This window comes from Nostoc sp. (assembly GCF_036917975.1).
Classification (GTDB): domain Bacteria; phylum Cyanobacteriota; class Cyanobacteriia; order Cyanobacteriales; family Nostocaceae; genus Nostoc.
The window spans coordinates 230040-251910 of record NZ_JBALEJ010000049.1; the positions used below are offsets into that span (position 1 = coordinate 230040).

13 protein-coding genes are annotated in these 21871 nt (G+C 39.7%); 7 read left to right on the forward strand and 6 right to left on the reverse strand.

Translation table 11 applies throughout. The features are described from left to right. Window positions 1-84 precede the first annotated feature (84 nt). The 3 genes from V7K76_RS22140 (at window position 85) to V7K76_RS22150 (ending at window position 11658) form a co-directional block, all read left to right on the forward strand. Entirely contained in the window at window positions 85-225 is a 141-nt protein-coding gene (locus tag V7K76_RS22140; RefSeq protein WP_334779670.1) for a hypothetical protein, read from the forward strand. A gap of 97 nt (window positions 226-322) precedes the next feature. After that, window positions 323-5722, forward strand: a complete 5400-nt coding sequence (locus V7K76_RS22145) for an ATP-binding sensor histidine kinase (protein WP_334779669.1) — start codon at window positions 323-325, stop codon at window positions 5720-5722. Window positions 5723-5799: 77 nt separating this feature from the next. Then, window positions 5800-11658: an AAA family ATPase gene (locus V7K76_RS22150; protein ID WP_334779668.1), complete on the forward strand. Its 5859-nt coding sequence runs from the start codon at window positions 5800-5802 to the stop codon at window positions 11656-11658. A 230-nt stretch (window positions 11659-11888) separates the two neighbouring features. On the opposite strand, the gene V7K76_RS22155 is transcribed toward V7K76_RS22150, so the two are convergent. After that, a complete protein-coding gene (locus tag V7K76_RS22155; protein ID WP_335030005.1) occupies window positions 11889-13016 on the reverse strand; it encodes an ABC transporter ATP-binding protein in 1128 nt (375 codons plus the stop codon). 432 nt (window positions 13017-13448) lie between these two features. On the opposite strand from V7K76_RS22155, the gene mrdA reads away from it, so the two are divergent. The 3 genes from mrdA (at window position 13449) to V7K76_RS22170 (ending at window position 16383) form a co-directional block, all read left to right on the forward strand. After that, complete coding sequence (gene mrdA, locus V7K76_RS22160; RefSeq protein WP_335030006.1) at window positions 13449-15296, forward strand: penicillin-binding protein 2; 1848 nt, start codon at window positions 13449-13451, stop codon at window positions 15294-15296. 108 nt (window positions 15297-15404) lie between these two features. Further along, window positions 15405-15656 carry a helix-turn-helix domain-containing protein gene (locus V7K76_RS22165; protein ID WP_335030007.1) on the forward strand — a complete coding sequence of 84 codons (252 nt, stop codon included), beginning with the start codon at window positions 15405-15407 and terminating at the stop codon, window positions 15654-15656. Continuing rightward, complete coding sequence (locus V7K76_RS22170) at window positions 15634-16383, forward strand: hypothetical protein (protein WP_335030008.1); 750 nt, start codon at window positions 15634-15636, stop codon at window positions 16381-16383. Before V7K76_RS22165 ends, V7K76_RS22170 begins: the two co-directional genes overlap by 23 nt. On the opposite strand, the gene V7K76_RS22175 is transcribed toward V7K76_RS22170, so the two are convergent. Further along, window positions 16346-17503: a DNA cytosine methyltransferase gene (locus V7K76_RS22175; protein WP_335030009.1), complete on the reverse strand. Its 1158-nt coding sequence runs from the start codon at window positions 17501-17503 to the stop codon at window positions 16346-16348. The genes V7K76_RS22170 and V7K76_RS22175 overlap by 38 nt on opposite strands. A gap of 75 nt (window positions 17504-17578) precedes the next feature. Next, the gene (locus tag V7K76_RS22180; RefSeq protein WP_335030010.1) at window positions 17579-18388 is read right to left on the reverse strand and encodes a M15 family metallopeptidase; all 810 of its coding nucleotides are present in this window, start codon (window positions 18386-18388) and stop codon (window positions 17579-17581) included. 102 nt (window positions 18389-18490) lie between these two features. On the opposite strand from V7K76_RS22180, the gene V7K76_RS22185 reads away from it, so the two are divergent. Continuing rightward, entirely contained in the window at window positions 18491-19408 is a 918-nt protein-coding gene (locus V7K76_RS22185; protein ID WP_334779960.1) for an AEC family transporter, read from the forward strand. A 58-nt stretch (window positions 19409-19466) separates the two neighbouring features. On the opposite strand, the gene V7K76_RS22190 is transcribed toward V7K76_RS22185, so the two are convergent. The 3 genes from V7K76_RS22190 to tsaB all read right to left on the reverse strand — a co-directional run bounded on the left by V7K76_RS22190 (window position 19467) and on the right by tsaB (window position 21840). Further along, complete coding sequence (locus V7K76_RS22190; RefSeq protein WP_335030011.1) at window positions 19467-19925, reverse strand: hypothetical protein; 459 nt, start codon at window positions 19923-19925, stop codon at window positions 19467-19469. Between the two features lie 46 nt (window positions 19926-19971). Continuing rightward, window positions 19972-20886, reverse strand: a complete 915-nt coding sequence (locus tag V7K76_RS22195) for a hypothetical protein (RefSeq protein ID WP_335030012.1) — start codon at window positions 20884-20886, stop codon at window positions 19972-19974. 297 nt (window positions 20887-21183) lie between these two features. Beyond that, a complete protein-coding gene (tsaB, locus tag V7K76_RS22200) occupies window positions 21184-21840 on the reverse strand; it encodes a tRNA (adenosine(37)-N6)-threonylcarbamoyltransferase complex dimerization subunit type 1 TsaB (RefSeq protein ID WP_335030014.1) in 657 nt (218 codons plus the stop codon). Between the last annotated feature and the right edge of the window lie 31 nt (window positions 21841-21871).

Consider the following 21871-nt stretch of genomic DNA (forward strand, 5'->3'; position numbering starts at 1 on the left):
GAACAGTGCAGGTAATCAGAAATAGAGCCAATCCTCCGGCAAACCGAGCCTACAAGTAAGGAAAATCGTTACTGAAACGATCGCTTGTTTTTTGTTCTGAACCTCGAAACCCTATATATTTCGTACCTGCACCCGTTTGTAGGGACTAGCGAAGAAATATCCAGAGGCGATCGCTGGGTAATTGAGGCATCAGCTGGAACAGCCTGCCATGTTGCGATCGCGTAGCATCTCATAGAAAGCGTCCTGGTTGAATTTTGAATTCCGCCTTGCGGTACTAGTAATTTGGGAATACTAAATCTGGAAGTTTTAAGGATTTAGCAGTATGGTTAGCACTATTGTCAGTATTCCCGGATATCGCATCAGTAAAGAACTCTACAATGGTTCCAGAACCTTGGTTTATCGGGGGTATCGAGAAACCGACTCATTACCTGTAGTGATTAAAATACTGAAAAATCCTTATCCGAATTTAAGTGAACTCTTGTCATTTCGCAATCAGTACACCATTGCTAAAAATCTCAACTCACCGTTAATCATCCAAACCTATAGCCTAGAAGCCTATCAGAATGGCTATGCGCTGGTGATGGAAGACTTTGGCGGGATTTCTCTCAAAGATTATTTCACCTCTGACCAGGGGCGATATATCGCGTCTGGTGAAGAGTTTTTACGGATTGCGATCGCACTGTGCAATACCTTAGATGTATTGTATCGAGAGCGGATTATTCATAAAGACATCAAACCCGCCAATATTCTCATTAATCCCGAAACCAAACAAGTTAAATTAATTGACTTTAGTATTGCATCTTTACTACCACGAGAAACCCAAACACTAATTAATCCCAATGTCTTAGAAGGGACACTAGCTTATATTTCCCCAGAACAAACAGGCAGAATGAATCGGGGAATTGACTATCGGACTGATTTTTATTCTCTGGGTGTGACATTCTACGAGTTACTTACTGGTGTTTTACCATTTCAATCAAACGATCCGATGGAGTTGGTGCATTGTCATATTGCAAAACTTCCACCCCTAGTACATGAAATTAACCCACAAATCCCGTCTGTAGTCTCGGAGATTGTCAGTAAATTGATGGCAAAAAATGGTGAAGACCGCTATCAAAGTACCTTGGGACTGAAATTTGATTTAGAAAATTGTTTAACTCAACTGCAAGAAACGGGTTCCACTGAGAACTTTCAAATTGCCCAAAGGGATATGTGCGATCGCTTTATTATCCCGGATAAACTCTATGGACGAGAAACCGAAGTATCAACCCTCCTCCAAGCATTTGAAAGAGTGAGCCTTGGTGCAACAGAAATGATGCTGGTAGCTGGTTTTTCGGGAATTGGTAAAACAGCAGTTGTCAACGAAGTTTATAAACCGATTGTGCGGCAACGCGGTTATTTTATCAAAGGGAAATACGACCAATTTGGGTGCAATATTCCTTTCAGTGCATTTGTGCAAGCATTTCGAGATTTAATGGGACAACTGTTAACAGAAAGTGAAGCTCAAATCCAGCAATGGAAAAGCAATATATTAGAGGCTGTGGGGGAAAATGGACAAGTAATTATTGAAGTCATCCCCGAATTATCTAGAATTATTGGTATCCAACCAGCAGTACCAGAATTATCAGGAACTGCTGCCCAAAATAGATTTAATTCAATATTTCAGAAATTTATTAGCGTTTTTACAACTAAAAAACATCCCTTAGTGATGTTTTTGGATGATTTACAGTGGGCTGATTCGGCTTCTTTCAAACTGGTTGAATTATTGATGGCTGAGAATAGCGGATATTTATTATTAATTGGTGCTTACCGGGATAATGAAGTGTCTCCAATACATCCTTTGATGATGACTTTGGAGGAGATGCATAAAGTGGGTGCAGTTATTAATAGTATTACATTGCAATCTCTTAGTGAAAATACTTTAAATCGACTGGTTGCAGATACTTTAAATTGCATACACGACCTAGCGACACCTTTGACGCAGTTAATTTATCAAAAAACTCAAGGAAACCCATTTTTTAGTACACAGTTCCTCAAGGCTTTGTATGAAGATAATTTGATTGTATTCAACTCTGATCTAGGATGCTGGCAGTGCGATATTACTCTAGTTAAACAAGCTGCATTGACTGATGATGTGGTAGAATTTATGGCGCAACAGTTACAAAAGCTGCCTTTTTCAACCCAAGGGATTTTAAAGTTAGCGGCATGTATTGGCAATCAATTTAATTTGATGACCTTAGCAGCTGTTTCTCAACAGTCAGAAAATGAAACTGCTGCCGCACTTTGGAAAGCTTTGCAGGAAGCTTTGATTTTACCAGAAAGTGAAATTTATAAATTTTATATTGCCGAGAAAGAAGCAATTTATCAACAAGAAATGTCCCATGTTGTTAATTACAGATTCTCCCATGACCGCATTCAGCAAGCTGCTTATTCATTGATTCTTGATGAAGATAAACAAGCAACACATTTACAGATTGGACGTTTATTATTATCCAATACTCCCGATGGCGAACAAACAGATAAATTATTTGATATTGCCAATCAATTGAATATGGGAATTTCCCTGATCGCCGATGATGTTGAGAAAAGTAAAGTTGCTCAAATCAATCTCAATGCTGCTCAGAAAGCGAGAAGGGCAACGGCATATTCTGCGGCTTTTAGTTATGCAGAAAAAGGGATGAGTTTGTTAGATGATAATAGTTGGCAACGGCAATATAATATTACTCTTGGTTTGCATAATATTGCCGCAGATACAGCATTTCTGACGGGTAGGTTTGCAGAAATTACTCAATTGATGCAGGTAGTAAAACTGAATTCCCAAACAGTAGCAGATAACCTTGCTGTTTATGAGGCTCAAATTCAAGCTTATAGTGCCCAGAAGAATTATCAAAAGTCGATTGATACGGGTTTAGAATTTCTCCAATTATTAGGGATTAAATTACCATCGCAGCCAAGTAAATTACAAGTGTTGGCAGAATTAATCAAAACTAAGGTTTTATTGCGTGGTAATTCCTTAGAAAAGCTGTTGCAATTACCTGTGATGACAGATCCAGAAACTATTGTCGTACTGCGAATTAGCAATTTAATTTCCTATCCAGCATATTTCTGTTCGCAGCCATTAATGGCACTATTGGCATTTCTGGGTGTCCAAAAATCCCTTCAACAGGGTAATTCTATCTGGTCATCTAGTTTTTATACAATCTATAGCATTATTTTATCAAATTTGCAGGAATTAGAAGCAAGTTATCAAATGGGGCAATTTTCCCTCAAGTTACTAAATAAATTACCAAACCTCTACATTGAAGGAAAAATAAAAGTAAGCATAGCAATCTTCAGCCAATTTTGGCAACAACCACTCAGCAACAGCTTACACTTGATTCAAGAAGGCAAACAGGCAGCCTTGAATTGTGGAGATTTTGCTTTCGTAGGTGTGGGATACTTCAGTGAAATTAATGTAGGTTTATTCTTAGGAAAGTCACTCACTGAGTTGTTACCAATCTCTGAACTCTACCATCAAGCATTGACAACGGAAATACCCAATGAAGTGAGTCTACAACAAATTATTATACTGCGGCAGGTAATGCTAAATCTGACGGAGGCATCTTTGCAACCCCATATATTAGTTGGCACAGAGTGCGATGAAACACAGCTAATTCCCCACTTTCAAGCCAGTAATGATGCTGTCTTTCTTTCTACTATTTATTGCTACAAAGTACTTATTGCATACTTGTTTAATAATATCTCAGTAGCACTTGATGCAGCAGATGCTTCCCTTCCCTACGAACCAGAATTAATTGGCATCAATGGTATTATATCTACTTGGTTTTATGATGCCTTAACGCGATTGGCTGCTTATCCTAACTCCTCACCTCAACGAAAAAAGCAGTTACTCAAACGAGTTACCAAAATTCAGCACAACCTAGAACGACGGGCAAAATTAGTTCCTACCGACATTAAACACAAATGCGATTTAATTAGAGCAGAACGCTCAAGAATTCTCGGCAATAAACTTCAAGCACAAGAATATTACGACCTGGCAATATCAGGGGCAAAACAAAACGGCTATATTCAAGAAGAAGCTTTAGCAAACGAACTCGCGGCTAAATTTTACCTCGAATGCGGTAAAGAAAAAATCGCTCAAGTCTATATGCAAGAAGCATACTACTGTTATGCCCGTTGGGGAGCAAAAGCCAAAGTTACCGATTTAGAAAAATGCTATCCCCAACTACTCGAATTTCTCTTGAAACAACAAAAACTTAATCTCAATCTCAATCCCTTAGAAACTATTGGCTTTGCTGGGACTTTCTCATCTAGTTACACGAATACTACTGGCGGCACCAATATTTACGACGTTTTAGATTTTACCTCTGCCCTGAAAGCCGCTCAAGCTATTTCCAGTTCTCTGGAATTAGATACACTTATCGCCAGTCTCACCCGGATTATCTTAGAAAACTCTGGCGCGAGAAAAGCTGTACTGCTACTTCCCCAAGAAAATATTTGGCAAGTACGAGCAATTACTTTTATTGATCGTGAGAAAATACAAACCAGCCTTAGCCCAGAATCACTAGACAATTGTCAAGATATTCCTATAAAAATTATCCATTACGTCAAAAATACCCAACAAACAGTGGTTATAGACAATTGCAAAACAGATATCCCTGGTTTAATTGGGGAATATATGTTGCAACATCAACCCCAAAGTGTATTTTGTACTCCGATTATTAATCAAGGGCATTTGGTGGGGATTCTCTATTTAGAGAATCAAAGGATTCAAGGGGTATTTAACAGCGATCGCCTCAGTATAATTAACTTACTGTCTTCCCAAGCAGCAGTATCCCTAGAAAATGCTCGACTGTATCAACAAGCCGGAATTGCACTACAAGACTTACAACAAGCCCAATTACAAATTGTCCAAAGTGAGAAAATGTCTGCATTGGGTAACTTAGTTGCTGGGGTAGCCCATGAAATGAATAATCCTTTGGGATTTATTTCTGCCAGCCTCCAACAAGTTAAACCCAGCCTTGCGGATATTGTTAAACACTTCAAACTCTATGAAGAAAGTTTTCCCAATCCAGGTGATGAAATTATCGACCATGCCGAAGAAATTGACTTGGATTATACCTTAAAAGACTTGCCCAAGATAATTGATTCAATGGTGATGGCGTGCGATCGCCTGGAAAATATCAGCACTAGTTTAAGAACTTTTTCCCGCGCTGATAAAGATTATAAAGTGCCGTTTAATATCCACGAAGGTCTTGACAGTACGATTTTAATTCTCAAACATCGCCTGAAAGCAAACGAACAACGTCCAGCAATTGAAGTGATAACTGATTATGGTAATTTCCCACAAGTCAAATGTTTTCCTGGGCAATTAAATCAGGTATTTATGAATATTCTTGCTAATGCCATTGATGCGCTGGATGAATCAAATACTGGGCGGAGTTTTGCAGAAATTAAAGAAAATCCTCACAAGATTACAATCAAAACTTCATTGAAAGGTCATCAGGTTGAAATAAAAATTGCTGATAACGCTAATGGCATGAATGAAGAAGTCAAACAAAAGATTTTTGAGCATTTATATACTACGAAAGCTGTCGGTAAAGGTACAGGATTAGGGTTGGCGATCGCTCGGCAAATCATCGAAGAAACCCACGGCGGTCAATTGAATTTTAACTCTGTTCTAGGTGAGGGTACAGAATTTATCATTACAATTCCTTTGTAAAAAACTTTACTTTTGTTTATCAATAACCTGATCTATTCTGGGAACACTAAATCTGGAAGTCTTAAAGATTTAGCAGTATGGTTAGTAATCTTGTGAATATTCCCGGATACAAGGTAAGTGAAGAACTCTACAATGGTTCCAGAACTCTAGTTTATCGAGGGTATCGAGAAACCGACTCATTACCTGTAGTCATTAAACTACTGAAAAATCCTTATCCGAATTTCAGTGAACTCTTGTCGTTTCGCAATCAGTACACTATTGCTAAAAACCTCAACTCACCGCTAATTGTCCAAACCTATAGCCTAGAAGCCTATCAGAATGGCTATGCGCTGGTGATGGAAGACTTTGGCGGGATTTCTCTCAAAGATTGGGGAGTGGGGAGTAGGGAGTGGGGAGTGGGAGGAAGCGTAGAATCTCTGATGGAGTTTTTAGAAATAGCGATCGCACTGTGCAATACCTTAGATATATTGTATCGAGAGCGGATTATTCATAAAGATATCAAACCCGCCAATATTTTAATTAATCCCGAAACCAAACAAGTTAAATTAATTGACTTTAGTATTGCATCCCTCCTACCACGGGAAACTCAAACACTAATCAATCCCAATGTGTTAGAAGGGACACTTAGTTATATTTCTCCTGAACAAACAGGCAGAATGAATCGCGGAATTGACTACCGTACTGACTTCTATTCATTGGGTGTGACTTTTTACGAGTTATTGACTGGAGTTTTACCGTTTAAATCAAACGACCCGATGGAATTGGTACATTGTCATTTAGCAAAGATACCACCATCTCTTCAGGAGGTTAAAGATAAAGAGATTCCGCAAATATTGTCAGATATCGTGATGAAATTGATGGCAAAAAATGCCGAAGATAGATATCAGAGTGCATTGGGATTGAAGTTTGATTTAGAAAAATGTTTACATCAGCTACAAGTTGATGGTAAGATAAAAGGCTTTGAAATTGGACAACGGGATGTGTGCGATCGCTTCATTATTCCCGACAAACTTTATGGACGAGAAGCAGAAATAGAAACACTACTCCAAGCATTTGAAAGAGTTAGCCTTGGTGCAACAGAAATGATGCTGGTAGCTGGTTTTTCGGGTATTGGTAAAACCGTTGTCGTTAACGAAATTCATAAACCAATTGTCAAACAACGCGGTTATTTTATTAAAGGTAAATATGACCAATATCAACGGAATATTCCCTTCAGCGCATTTGTGCAAGCCTTCCGAGATTTAATGGGGCAACTATTAACAGAAAATAATGTTAAAATTCAACAATTTAAAAATAAGATATTAGCGGCTCTAGGTGATAATGGACAAGTAATTATTGAAGTTATCCCCGAATTAGAAAAAATCATTGGTCAACAACCCCCCGCTACAGAATTATCAGGAAGTGCGGCACAAAAACGATTTAATTTATTATTCCAGAAATTTACTCAAGTCTTTACTAGTGACAAACATCCATTAGTAATATTTTTAGATGATTTGCAATGGGCTGATTCGGCATCGTTAATGTTAATGCAGTTATTAATGGCTGATACCAAGCATCTGTTCTTAATTGGTGCTTATCGTAATAACGAAGTTAATCCAGCACATCCATTAATGTTGACTTTGAATGATATCCAAAAAACAGCAGCAACGATTAATACGATTACTTTAGCACCACTTAGTCAAGAGCAAATAAATCAATTAGTTGCTGAAACACTTAAGTGTACAGAAAACTTAGCATTACCTCTTTCTCAATTGGTATTGCAGAAAACTCAAGGTAATCCATTTTTCGCGATCCAGTTTCTCAAGGCATTGCATCACGAGAATCTCATTCAATTTACCCCCCCTTACCAAGGCAGGGCTACGGGGGGGTGGCAGTGTGATATTGCCCAAATTAATGAACAATCGATTACAGATGATATTGTTGCCTTTATGGGTTTGCAATTACGAAAATTACCGCCATCCACTCAAAATATCTTGCAGTTAGCAGCTTGTATTGGCAATCAGTTTGATTTGGCAACTTTAGCTATTGTTGCAGAACAACTTGAAACCGAGACATCTGCTGATTTATGGCAAGCTTTACAAGAAGGGTTGGTTTTACCAATTAGCGATTTTTATAAACTTTATCAAGGGGAAAATAATGATAAATTAGCGAGTCAAAATGAAACTAACAATAAACAATTAGCTAAATATAGATTTTCGCACGATCGAGTACAACAAGCTGCCTACTCTCTTATTTCCGAAAACCAAAAACAACTGACGCATCTCAAAATTGGACAAAGGTTACTTAATGCCACACCCGAACAGGAGCGAGATGAGAAACTGTTTGAAATTGTTAACCAGTTGAATCAGGGAGTCGCATTAATTACTACTCAAACTGAGCGCTACGAACTAGCAATGCTCAATTTTGCGGCTGGACAAAAGGCAAAATCTTCAACTGCTTATGTAGCCGCAATGCAGTATTTAAATCAAGGCATTGAACTGCTAACTATAGAAAGCTGGCAACATTGTTATGAAATGACTTTAGCTTTATATGAGTTAGCTGCCGAAGTTGCTTGTCTGAGCGGTGATTTTGAGTTAATGGAGCAACTTGTGGATGATGTGTTGCACAATGCTCAACACTTACTAAACACTATTAAAGTCTACGAAATAAAAATTCTGGCCTATGTGGCACAGAGCAAACAACCCGAAGCTATTAAAATCGCCCTCACAGTTCTGGAATTATTTGGAATTGTGTTTACAACCCAGCCTAGCCCAGCAGAGATTAATCAAAGTTTACAAGAAACTAAGTTACTCTTGAACCAAAAGCAGTTAGAAGAATTGCTGAAATTGCCTGAAATGACCGATCCTGAATCCCTAGCAGTCATCCGAATTCTGGCAGTAGTGACAGCAGCAGTCTATCAAGCAGTTCCCCCTCTGTTGCCAATGATAGTGTGTAAACAGGTTTGCTTATCGATTCAACAAGGCAATGCGACTGTATCCACACTGGCTTACGCTTGGTATGGCGTGATTCTTTGTATCACAGGGGAAATTGAGTTAGGAAATCAGGCAGGTCAATTGGCATTGGATCTCCTGGCAAAATCTCGGAGTCAGGAATTTAAAGCCAGCACGATTAACATGGTGTATCCATTTGTGAAGCCGTGGAAATATCCCCTTCAAACATCTCTTGTTCCTCTCCTGGAAGGATATCAGAGTGGCTTGGAAATGGGTGCTTTAGAATATGCAGCTTACTGTGCTTATAATTACTGTTCTCTATCCTTTTTCTTAGGCAAAGAACTAACTGTTTTAGAAAAAGAAATGGCCGCTTATAGTCAAGCATTGGCTCAACTTAAGCAGGAAGTTTCTTACAACTATCTGAAGATTTTCTATCAATCTACTTTGAATTTAGGGTCAACTTCAGTTAGTCAAAGTCATCTACCTTGGCAATTTCAAGGCGTAGTTTATAATGAAGCCAAAATGCTGCCCTTGCACCAAACTGCTAACGATCTTTACGCCATTGGTACGCTGTACGTCAATAAATTGATCCTTTGCTATCTGTTCCAAGAATGGGATGAAGCTATTGTAGTGGCAGACTATGCTCAACAATATTTAGATGGGGTAGCTGGCTGTATCATGGTAGCAATTTTTCATTTTTATGATTCATTAACCCAGCTAGCTATCTTACCTGATACTTGTGAAGAGGAACAAGAAAGATTGCAGCAGCGAGTCCTTGTTAATCAGCAAAAACTGAAACAATGGACATCTCATGCTCCCATGAACTTCCAGCATAAATATTATTTAGTCGAAGCCGAAAAATATCGCGTTTACGGACAGAATACACATGCAATGGAACTTTACGATCTTGCTATTCAACTGGCTCAAAAAAACCAATATCTCCAAGAAGAAGCCCTAGCTAACGAACTCGCTGCCAAATTCTATCTCGACTGGGGTAGAGAAAAAGTCGCCCAAACATATATGCAGGAAGCATACTACTGTTATGCTCGTTGGGGTGCAAAAGCCAAAATAGAAGACTTAGAAAAGCGCTATCCTCAACTACTGCAAACAATTCTGCAACAGCGACAAATTAATTTCAATCCTCTAGAAACTATCGCTTTTTCTTCTGGCACTTCTTCATCTCATCGCGCTTCTACTACTACCAACACCAGTATTTCTAATGCCCTAGATTTTACCTCAATCCTCAAAGCCGCTCAAACTATCTCAAGTTCTCTAGAATTAGATCAACTCATTGCCAGCTTGACTAGCATTATCCTAGAAAACTCCGGTGCGAAAAAAGCTGTGTTAATTCTTCCCCAAGATGATATTTGGCAAGTTAGGGCAATTACCTTTATTAATCATGAGAAAATACAAACCATTCTGGAATCTCAATTACTCGATGATTGTCAAGATATTCCCGTAAAAGCGATCAATTACGTTAAAAATACTCAAAAAACAGTAGTTATAAACAATTGCAAAACAGATATTATCGGTTTGATTGGGGAATATATGTATCGAACACAACCCCAGAGTGTATTATGTACCCCGATTATAAATCAAGGGCGTTTGGTAGGGATTATTTATCTAGAAAATCAACTGACTCAAGGGGTATTTACTAGCGATCGCCTTTCTGTGATCAATTTCCTTTGCACTCAAGCCGCAATTTCTTTAGAAAATGCCCAATTATATAATCACCTCCAAGAGCGAGACAAGTTCCTCAGTAGTATTTATGAAGGTGTTGGCTGTCTGATCTTTGTGATTGATGTCCAGGATAATGGTAGGTTTGAGTACACCGGATGGAGTAAATCGTGCGAATTAGTGATTGGGATACCTGCTGCAGAAGTGCTGGGTAAAACTCCGCAAGAATTAATTCCTTCTGATGAAGGTGCAGCAGTAGAACAAAAATATCTCCATTGTTTCCAAACTGGTGTACTCGTCACCTATGAAGAATGTCTAACATTTAATGAACAGAAAATTTGGTGGTTGACTACACTCAATCCCTTAAAAGATCAGACAGGCAAGGTTTATCGCCTAGTTGGGACAACTATTGATATTAGCGATCGCAAACAAGCTGAAGAAGCAGTAACCGAAAAATCTCAGGTACTCGGAACAGTTTTAGAAGATTTACAACAAGCACAATTACAAATTGTTCAAAGTGAGAAAATGTCTGCACTGGGTAATTTAGTTGCTGGTGTCGCCCATGAAATGAATAATCCTTTGGGCTTTATTGCTGCGAGTCTCAAACAAGCTAAACCAACTATTGCTGATGTTGTTCAACACTTGAAACTTTATCAACAAAGTCTACCCAATCCGAGTACTGAAATTATTGATCATGCAGAAGAAATTGACTTAAGTTATAGTTTAGAAGATTTACCCAAGTCAATTGATTCAATGGTGATAGCGTGCGATCGCCTCAAAAATATCAGCACTAGTTTAAGAACTTTCTCCCGTGCAGATAAAGATTACAAAGTGCCATTCAACATTCATGAAGGTATTGATAGTACGATTTTAATTCTCAAGCATCGTCTCAAACCAAATGAGCAACGCCCAGCAATTGAAGTGATAACTGAATATGGAAGCTTACCGAAAGTTGAATGTTTTCCTGGGCAACTAAATCAGGTATTTATGAATATTCTGGCTAATGCTATTGATGCGCTGGATGAATCAAATACTGGGCGGAGTTTTGCAGAAATTAAAGAAAATCCTCACCAGATTACAATCAAAACTTCCTTGAAAGATCATCATGTTGAAATAAAAATTGCTGATAACGCTAATGGCATGAATGAAGAAGTCAAAGCAAAGATATTTGACCATTTATTTACTACTAAATCTGTGGGCAAAGGGACGGGGTTAGGGTTGGCGATCGCTCGTCAAATTATCGTAGAAAAACATAGTGGTTCGATACAATGCAATTCATCCCCAGGACAAGGTACAGAGTTTGTAATTGCTATTCCAGTGCGCCAATGAAGATTGCTGAGTGAAGAAGTACACCCAATATGTTTCGGTTAAAGCAAGAGACGCGATAAATCGCCGTCTCTACAATAATCAGTGAGACGGCGATTCATCGCGTCTTTGCCATCTAGAATTTTCATCAAAAAACCTTAACCGAACCGTATTGGAAGTACACCCATAGAATCTACGTAGAATAAATCTCCGGTCAATCTAAAATCTAAAATCTAAAATCCAAAATTGTTTGACTATTGACTAATTGCTAAACAATCGGTTTCTGCCCACCAGATATAAATAGGTGTATCGCGGTCTGGTAAAACGCCAAAAGTATTCGGTTGCAATACATGAATCCTAATGCTATTTGTTAATTCCACAACATAATTAACGTGTGTACCCAAATACATAACGTTGATCAGCCGTCCTTCAAAGCAGTTAGCTGGCAAGTTTGGTGAATAAAGCGAAAGCTGTATTTTTTCTGGACGCACACTCACGACTACAGCTTGTGATAATTCAGTTGGTGTATCTTCAGTGCGGCTAATGACAATTGAGAGTCCTGTTTTTGTCGAAATTTGCACATTGGTGGAGTCTACTGAGACAATTTCACCACTGAATAAATTAGTATCGCCAATAAAATCAGCAACAAAAGATGTACAGGGACGTTCGTAAATTTGGCTGGGAGTACCAACTTGTTCAATTTTGCCCTGATTCATCACAGCAATGCGATCGCTCAAAGATAATGCTTCTTCTTGGTCGTGTGTCACCATCACAAAGGTCAATCCCAAGTCTTTGTGTAAATTTGATAACTCAACCTGCATTTCCTTACGTAGCTTTAAATCTAATGCCCCTAAAGGTTCATCTAACAATACAACGGTGGGACGATTGACTAAAGCCCTAGCTAAAGCAACTCGCTGCTGTTGACCACCAGAAAGTTGATTGGGAAAGCGCGATCGCAAACTTTCCATTTTCACGAGTTTTAAAGCTTCTTGGACTCTAGATTCAATTTTCGATTTGGGTATTTTTTTTAACCGCAGTCCAAAGGCGATATTATTCCAGACATTTAGGTGGTTAAATAAAGCGTAACTTTGAAATACAGTATTGACGGGTCGGCGGTAAGGCGGCACATTAGTCATAGACTGACCCTGAATCAGCACCTTACCAGCGTCAGCGATTTCAAACCCAGCAATTAAGCGCAGTGTTGTTGTTTTACCACAACCGGAGGGGCCTAAAATACTAAAAAATTCTCCTTGTCTAACATCCAAGTCGATTCCATTTACTGCTGGTTCTTGGTTAAAAAACTTGAAGACGTTACGCAGTTCAACATCAAGTGGCTGAAAACTTGTTATCCCCCTCTGATTCTGCATGACAATTTGAGCCATAATCTTCAGTAGAATGCCATGATCTTACGTTATTTTGTCACTTTATCTAGTCTATTGGGCAGACTAGATTTAACACCTTGGTTCATTGTATCCGCCAAAAACTATTGTTTAAGAATATACTCGCCGGATTATTTCATCCTCAGTATTATAGTATCAGCTTAATTGTATATACTCGTGTTAGTACTTAGATATTCTTTGATGAAGCTATTGAAGGAGGCAGGAGGCTCAGTTGGAGCATATCCAATATTGTGGGGTGGGCATCTTGCCCGCCATATCGACTGGGCGGGCAAGATGCCCACCCCACAAGAGTTAATTGAATATTTTTTTATTTGGAAGTCCCTAAGCATTAAAACTGCATATTAACAATTTCTAAAAGGCTCGCTAAAATTGCGTTTATTCATTATTGAATTTTGAATTTTGTAATTGATACCTATGTCTTTATTCCCATCACTTGGCAGTAAAAAAGATACCCGTACAGTTGGACGTGGTTTCCAATCAATATTTTTAATCCTATTTACCCTATTAATGACGGCTGGAATTGGGGCGCGTTTGGCATATTTGCAAATTGTTGAAGGGCCAAAACTCCGGGAACGAGCCGAAGCAAACCGAATTCGGCTGATTCTCAAACAACCAGAACGGGGCAATATTTTTGACCGGAATGGCAAACTTTTAGCCAGTACTCGCTATCCTAGCTCTGTATATTTGTGGCCGATGGCACATACTAAACCTTCCTGGTCTGTAGTCGGCCCGCGTTTAGCGCAAATTCTCAACATTCCGCAAGATGAGATGGAAAAGAAATTAGAACAAGCAGGTGCTAATTCTTCTTCACTCATCCGAGTTGCCCGCGATCTAAATGAAGCAGAAATCACGGCATTAAAGGAGTATAAGAATGAACTCCCAGAAGTGGAAATTAATACAGACTCAGTGCGCTATTATCCCCACGGTAAGGAATTGGCGCATGTACTAGGTTATACGCGAGAGTTAACCGCCGACCAGTTAAAGGACAAAAAGGAGCAAGGCTACCGACTGGGAGATGTAATCGGTCAGATGGGCGTGGAAAAAGCTTATGAGAAAGCTCTACGGGGCGAATGGGGCGGTCAGCAGGTAGAAGTAGATGGTGCTGGTAGACCAATCCGGGTTATTGGGGAGAAACAGGCAAAAGCTGGTAATGATTTGCACCTAACCATCGATTTAGATGTGCAAAAGGCAGCCGAAAAAGCTTTGGGAAATCAACGAGGCGCGATCGTCGCCATTGATCCGAAGAATGGTGCTGTTTTAGCAATGGTGTCTTATCCCACCTTTGACCCAAATATCTTCTCTAAACAAAAACTCTCCCAGAAAGATTGGGAAAGCGTGCAAGGTAAAGATCATCCCTTGGTAAATCGTGCCCTGAGCGCCTTTCCCCCCGCCAGTACTTTTAAAATTGTCACTACGACAGCTGGGCTGGAATCAGGTCAATTTTCTCCAGACTCAGTATTACAGACCTTTGGTTCCCTGACCGTTGGGGGGGTGACATTTGGTGAGTGGAACCACGCCGGATTCGGGACATTAGGATTTCCCAGAGCGATCGCTATGAGTAGTGATACTTTCTTCTATCAAGTTGGTAGAAAAGTCGGTGGCCCAACTTTAATCGAATGGAGTCGCAAATACGGGTTTGGTCAAAAAACTGGCATTGAATTTCCCAACGAAGAATCAAAAGGTTTGGTTCCAGATGAAATATGGAAGCAGAAGGTTTTGAAGACACCTTGGACTGTAGGTGATACCATAAATATGTCGATTGGTCAAGGCGCTTTGCAAGTGACACCCCTACAATCGGCGATTATGTTTTCTGTCCCTGCCAATGGTGGGTATCGGGTTAAGCCACATTTGCTCAAAGATAATGAAGAAGCAAAAAGCTGGCGAGAATCCTTAAATATGAAGTCGGAAACCATCAAAGTTCTCCGCGACGGACTGCGGAGGGTGGTGAGTGAGGGTACTGGTAAGAGTTTGAACGTGCCCACAATTGCCCCGGCATCTGGAAAGAGTGGCACTGCTGAAGCCGGTGTTGGTCGCCCAAATCATACTTGGTTTGGTGCTTATGCCCCCAGTAATCAGCCGGAAATTGTGGTTGTGGCCTTTGGTGAAAATACTGGCGAGCATGGCGGAACTATTTGTGGCCCGATGGTTTTACAAGTGCTGGAAGCTTATTTTCAACATAAATATCCAGGTAAGTATCAAAAAACTCAGTCTGAAGGAGCAGAGGCTAAAACTCAGAGTTCAGGACATGGCACTGGAGACTAGTACATTGTGGCGGAAGTTTGCCACTATCTTTGTTATCTCGATCATTGTCCTATTTTGAATACTTTAGTCTGTAGAACTTTTGTATTCAAAATTCTACGCTTTTTCTTCATGCAGCCCAGTAAACTAGACCAAATTTTAGGACTAGAACTACAGCGTCGTCGCACAGAGAAAGGTTGGTCACAGGAGTATCTTGCAGAAGTGACAGGTCTGCACAGGACTTATATCAGCCAGCTTGAGCGAGGGCTAAAAAGTCCATCTGTTAGAGTTCTTAGCCATATTACCAATGCTTTAGATATAACAATGAGTGAGTTTTTACAAGCTGTAGAGGAATCCCTGAGTGTTGACGGACAACGAGATTGAAAGATTAACCCAAGCCATTATTGCTACCATTGCATCTCCAGTCATCGGCTCGATAGAAGATTATACGTGGGAAGCAATTTTTCATTATGTTAAGGATATTCCTTTATCAGATCCCGCTTTGGGACGTAGCAAGCTTCTCTATGATGCTGTTGACTTGGTAACTAAAACTGGTTGGTCGCTCAAATCCCTGCAACTAAATAGCCTCAACTTTACAAATCCATTTTTCTTTGTAATTCAGAGAGCAGATGTCATCAAGAAAGCTGTCCAACTGGGTTTTCCTGGTCTGACTGAGCAATCTTTGCCTAATGAGCTTGGATCAGCCATTATCCAACATTGGAACGAAAAAATTATTTTGAGTCAGGCAGCACAAAGCGTTGTAAATAGTTATGAAGGCATATTACTGAAAACTATCAAAGGCTATGAGTATATTTACTGTGAGTTTCCACTCAATCCTCTTGATCCAAATAACTTTTCTTGGGCTTGGACGGTAGATAGAACTACTGGGGGATCAGGGGCTGGACTACAGGGAAGCGTTGCAGGCAAAATAGAATTAGTTTGGTACAAAAATCAGAAACAACTTTTTCGAGCTAGAACTATTCCTACACAGGCGGTTCGGATTACAGTTGCAAGAACTCGTCTTACGCTTGCTCGATATGTAGAGACAGTTCTTTCTGCTTTGCAAGATCAAATCAATACCCAGTTTTCTGAAGATAGGTCTGAAGAATAGATGAAGCGATCGCTTTACCTAGCAGGGGAGGTACAGATTCACCAATTTGAGAAGCCATCTCAGTATATGTTCCCAAAAAGTGAAAATCATCTGGATAAGAGTGTAATCTTGCAGCTTCACGTATTGTAATTGTTCGATCTTGAGTAGGATGAAAAAACCTACCCGATCCTGGATGGAAGACCCATCTGGTGATAGTTCTCGCTGGCTTATCCCAGTAAAGTCTCCCGTATGCGCCGCTATAGTGCTTCTTGGGAGCTAATTCAGGAGGTAAGTCCCTAGCATCTTGTCCTTCAGAAAGAGCGCGAGCTCTCGAAAATTGAATTGGACTTAAAGCACGAGCAACATGATTAACAATTTTTATGCTTTCATGACGCATCATCCCTTGATATGTATTTTGTGGAGGAGAAGGATAAACTTCAGCCTCATACTCTTGTCCTGCATGTAGTGGTGGTAAGTCTCCAATGGCATCTCTAACCGTGACAATTGGAGAAATATTTCCCTCTAACAAATTAAGCTGATTATAAGATTTTGTAGTTCTATAGTCACTCCGAATGTCACCAAAATGTGTTGGTTCAGGAAAATGAAGTAAGTGATCTAGACTAGCTAGAAAAAAAGCTCTGGTTCTCGTTTGTGGTATTCCATAATGTGCAGCATTTAATGATGAAGAGACAACTTTATAGCCCAATGATTCAAGTTTTTCTGTTATTTCTTCCCTAATCACGCCATTATAAGCTTTTAATATTTCAGGCACGTTCTCCATTACGACATAAAGGGGTCTAAACTCCTCTACAAATTCCAAAAACGTTCGATATAGCAGGTTACGGGAATCATTGAGGTAGCGATAACCAGCAGGAATATTTCTGGAAAATCCCTGACACGGGGGGCCGCCAATCAACAGTATTGGTGCTTCTCGCCGCAAGCCCAACGCTAATCGTAAGTCATCAGGACTGACCTGACGTATGTCCTGATGAATGATTTTAGTTTTTGGGTAATTGTGCTTGTAGGTCGCCAAGGCTTTTGCATTTACATCGATTGCACATAGAGATTCAAAGCCCGCCATGTGAAATCCTTTTGTCAAGCCACCAGCACCAGCAAATAAGTCAATAATCTTGTGTGTCATTTATGAATACTATAGTATTCATAAACCATCGTCAAGCAACTCCTTTATCAAAAATAGTAATCCCTAGATCAACTTTTATTGAGGTATTTTAGCGGGTTTCAAATTTCTGGCTTTGTAGAACATTTCTAAACTATTGCGATCGCCTACAAAACGCCAGTGCCAAGGCTCATAACTCACACCTTGAATATTATCTTTGGGAAAAGACATTTCAAAGCTGAAACGCGCTGCATTTGCTTGCATCCACCGATAAGCCTTGGTATTGTCAAAGTTGGTTTGGAGATTAGTTGCTGGTACTGCTCCGTCTCCAATATCCACAGCGTAACCTGTGTGATGTTCACTATGACCAGGAGGAGCGCTAAGGGCAGCTCGTTCTGCTGGGGTTTGATTTCGTTGGGCACCGACAGCAAAAAACAATTGCTCCTGATCTTTGACTGAGCGAAAACCAGAAATTGGTACTACAATTACCCCTGCACTCCGCGCTGCTGCTACCATCTCCTCAAATTTTTGGGCAGCAGCTTTTCGCATTCTAATGCCCCTATTTGCGGAGATGGTTACTAGTTCTGACTCAGGCGCTTCTGGGTAGGGAAAATGCCCTAACACAGTATCGCTGGAATTATTAGATGGTGCGGGAGTTGGAGTTGTGGGAGCAGAAGTAGCTGGTAAAGCTTGAGAATCGGCGGTTTTTTTGGGTGCAGTGAGGAAAAACAAAAAACTGCTAATTAAAGCCAGCAAGACAAATCCCATTACTCCCCCAATTAGCACAATTCGGGGTTGTAACCAAATTTTCGGTGTTGCATCAGGAGTATCGCGTACTGCCACTGGAATATCATCACCAAGGTCAGTTGATGAGTTTTGCGGTTTTCCAGAAAACCCTGCCTTATTCAAGGGTAAACTCCTGTTTTTGTGGGATAGCCATAACAGATTTTGCACTGGACAAAAGTAAACGTAACAGGTAGCATTTTACATCTGTGGTTTTTAGGCGCAATCTTGACAAACCTTTTAGAACTATACGTCAAGCTAGGAGGATTAGTCCTGGTAGGTTTTATTCTGGGACGCAAACTACCTGTGACAGTTCCTACACGTTTGGGACAGTTCCTATTTTGGGTGGGAGTACCCATAAGCATAGTATCCTTTTTACGTCAATCTAGCTTATCAGGGCAAGTTTGGATTGCACCTGCGATCGCTTACCTAGCCATTTTACTCGGAGCATTTTTAGCTTGGTTAGGGATTAAAGGACAAGCATATTTTAAAAATACTGTCCCCCAAGCACCAACTCAGGCTAGCTTGATATTAGCGGCAATGTTGGGTAATACAGGTTATCTTGGTTTTCCCATTACCTTAGCAATGGTAGGCAAGGAATACTTTGCTTGGGCGCTATTTTACGATTTGTTAGGTTCCTTCCCCGGAACTTATGCCTTCGGTGTGTTACTAGCAGCGCGTTTTGGCGGTGGTGTCCAGAATCATTGGCAGATTGCTAGGGCTATCTTAATTAATCCTGCCCTATGGGGTTTCGGATTTGGCTTGCTGTTTCGACAGGTGACAATTCCCACTGTCGCGGAATTCTGGTTAGAGAAATTTGCTTGGAGTAGTGTAGCTTTATCTTTGATGTTAATTGGAATGCGACTGGCGCTGCTCAAATCTTGGCGTAGCCTACCACAAGCAGGGATGAGCTTAGGAATCAAAATGCTGCTAGTTCCCTTGATATTGGGCAGTTTTTTACCACTATTTGGATTAACTGGGCCGATCGCAAAGATCATTGTGCTACAAATGGCCATGCCTCCAGCTTTTGCCACACTGGTAATTGCTGAGACATTCAATCTCGATCGCGATTTGGCAGTTACAGCCTTAGCTGCTGGGGCTATAGGATTGCTGGTTACTCTCCCAGTTTGGCTGTGGCTATTTTAATTTGGGATTTATGCATTGTGATGCGATCGCTCGCTTATAACCCCAGGAGAAACGCATCTTATCGTTTTAATTTAAGCGCTTTTAGAACATGATTTTGAAATCCTACTAATCCACCTCGGCTACCCCAATATTCGTTGAATGTAGGTAGGGTTTCCAAATTCATCACTTTACCCCCTTCAAGATGGACATGATAACCAAACACCATGTCTTGTTCTGGAGGTACACTCCAATAATCTGCTATCCAAACTACTTGAACGAGACGGGAGATACCAAATTCTCCACCGAGAGGCTCTTTATACAAAGTCTTGTTCAGAAGTTTGACAATATGCGTTACTTTGGCACGCTGTCTTAAAAGAATGAGTTCGCTTTCCTCTGGTTTAAGGGCGTTCTCTGCACATTCTGTTTTCCAATTTAATCGAAAAATATTTAAATCTGGGTCAATTTTTTGATAAGCCCAATATTTATCATCACCCTTATGATTTACATTTTTAGTCCACTTTAATTCTGTCAAATCCATACATTTAATCTCTATTGTAACAACAAACTTTATATATCAATATCAGCTAGGGATTTTGCATAACCCCAGAATAGTTGCTACTCTCAACTTTTACAGTTTTAACATAACAAGTAGAAAAAGTGCCATTTGCCATAATTGTAGAAATTTTCTTAAACTCCTGTTCTGTTAATATTTGTCCACTATCAGATATAATAATATTCATAATCTTGTTACTACTATCAAAGGTTGCTTCAGCCCCTCCTGCCATAGTCTCATTAAAATTTTTTGCACATAATCTTCCGTTTACCTTTCCAGATATTGAAGAAGATTCAGATCCACTTCCAGAAGATGAAGAAACAGATGGAAATGAAATATTAATCCAGGCTAAAATTAAAAATCCTAAGATAAGAAATATGATATTAAAAAACATTCTTAAACCTTGATGACATGATCGGATAAATTTAGAAGATACATAAGTTTCTTCATAGGATTTTCCAGTAAATCCTGATATATACCACTTACAAAAATTCCATAAAGCTGATAATATTACGAATATTACTACCTTTGGGTCATATTGCTTTTTACCAGAGATAGATTGATAATATTCTGAAGATTTATCTGTTGATTGTTTTTTGGTAGGAGAATTTGTTAATTTAATTTCCGATGAATTTGATAAAAGCGGTAATTCCTCTGCAAATGTAAATTCTTGGCTCCATGCCGGGAAGTCTTCACCTGTACGTCGTCCGTACACCTGAACTATTTTAACGGACGAAATATTCAAACCCGTTATTCCTCTGCGAATAAATTCAACTAGAACCTGTTGCTCTGGGACTAGAGTTGATTCCAACATTACCTTTAAGCAACTATTTTTAAAAGCAATCTTGGCATTGATACCTTTAGGTTGGAGAGAGCGGTTTATCAAAACACTAATCGCTTGTGCATCACCCTGCTTTGCAAGTTTCAGATAATTTGGTTGCGTCATTTTTTAGTTCAAATAGGTTTGCTAGTGCTGAACTCCACAAAGCCCTATCTGCTGTGGACACACAGCAATTATTTCCTACATCGTATTCTCTGCAAATTCTTGCTGTCATCCGAAGAAAACGAGGATTGTTGAAAACTAACATTAGATTATTTCAGTAAATTTACTGTAAGATTATCATCTATAAGCTGTAATTTTTTCAACTAGTTTCGTGGAATTCACCATCTCTCTATAGATAAGTTATTTCTGTGCGATTCCTTAGCATTATTAGAGCATTGCGAAGGAATTGACGCATATCAGTTAAACTTCTACTGGATGCTGCCCGTAATATGGCAAAGCCTCTGACCAATTAGGATATTTGCCCTCTTGCCAATCGAGATTAGCTAATTCTAAAATACTTGTTACCGTTGCTGCTAACCCAGATTGGGCTTGAATCAACTGATAATTAGTGTGCCAATTCGCTAAAGTTTCCTGCCATGCCTCTGGTGTTAACACTCTATCTGATAAACACACTCTTAGTTGAGAAACATCTGATTCAAACTCATAAATACCAGCAAAAATTTGACCTCGTTGTGCTGGCATTTCCACAGCAATAGTTTTTGGATTTTGACTTTTGCCTGCTTCTGACCAAGCTACCGCAGCCAAAGTTGAAATCGCAAATACAGGAATATCTAACTGTTGCCCCAAAGTCCGGGCAGTAACAACACCAATTCGAGTGCCTGTAAAACCACCAGGGCCTTTTGCAACGGCAATAAAGGACAAATCTGCCCAAGTTTGCGGTTTGACAAATTCAATCAAATATTGATGCAATAAGCTAGATAAATCACGCCCCAAATTCCAAACTTGGGAGCGAGTTTCACCAACAAAATCACTAATTGCCAAACCTAATTCAGGTGTGGTGGTGTGTAGTGCTAAAGCGTATTTATTTATTACAAAGCCTTTTAGTTCAGTTGTCAAAGTTACTTAAAATATCTATTCTTATAGAGTT